Genomic DNA, 1,027 nt, shown 5'->3' on the forward strand with positions numbered 1-1,027 from the left:
TAGTTGTGTAAACCCACTACGTTGTTCAGCGGCACTCTGGAGATAGGTGGCTGGCCGCCGATCCCCATATGGGGACGGTGCCAGTTGTAGTGGTGCAGCCATTGGGTCAGCACGGAATTGCGTTGGTCCGAAGAGGCGTACTCGCAAGCGTAGGCCCACTCGCGCAAGCTGGTCTGGATGAAGCGCTCCGCCTTGCCGTTGGTGCGGGGTGTGTAGGGCTTGGTCCGGATGTGCTTGATTCCAAGGGATTTGAGCAGCTTGGCAAAGGCGGTGGAGCGATAGCAGGCGCCGTTGTCGGTCAGGATCCGCTTGAAGGTGATTCCCAAGCTGGCGTAGTACTCCAGAGCGCTCAGCAGCGCTTGGCAGGCCGTTTCTCCCTGTTCGTTGGGGTGAACGCTGCTGTAGGCGAGCCGGGAATGATCGTCGATGGCCACGTGGACGTACCCCCAGCCGCCGCCGGCAGCGTTTCCCCGGCGTTTGGCATCGGTTCTGTGCCCAGGCCTCTGGAAGTTGCCCAGTTTCTTGATATCCAGGTGCAGCAGTCCTCCGGGCTGATCGTATTCGTATCGGATGACCGCTTTGGGCGGATCCAGCCGGCACAGCCGGTTGAGGCCGTGAACACGCATCAACCGGGAAATGGTGCTGTGGCCGATCCCCAAGGCCTTGGAAATGGTCAGGTAGGTGTGCCGTTTACGGCGGCGCTCCTTGATCTGCTCGACGACCGACGCAGGCGTGGCATGCGGCGTCTGGTGCGGGCGAGAGCTGCGGTTTTCCAGCCCCGACGCCCCGAACTCCCGGAATCGGGCCAGCCACTTGTAGGCCGTACGCACACTTACGCCACACGCTTGTGCTGCCTCCTCCGGCCGCAGGCCCTCGTGGAGGATGCGACGGACAAGAAGTTCTCGACTAAACGGCGTTAAACGGGCATTTTTATGGTTGTTCATCCGGGCTCTTTGGGATCTGGAGAGGTGTGGTAACCACCATTTTCCAGAGATGTCCCGGATGAACAACGTACAGAGAGATCACA

Annotated in this window: 1 protein-coding gene; it reads right to left on the reverse strand. The window is 60.6% G+C overall.

Annotated features, from left to right (window positions below; all coding sequences use genetic code 11):
* Positions 1-944, reverse strand: a 944-nt coding sequence (locus tag G4G00_RS21750; protein ID WP_108755154.1) for an IS481 family transposase, incomplete at its 3' end; no start/stop codon positions are given.
* Between the last annotated feature and the right edge of the window lie 83 nt (positions 945-1,027).

Origin of the sequence: Stenotrophomonas sp. B1-1 (assembly GCF_010894375.1) — a bacterium.
GTDB lineage: Bacteria > Pseudomonadota > Gammaproteobacteria > Xanthomonadales > Xanthomonadaceae > Stenotrophomonas.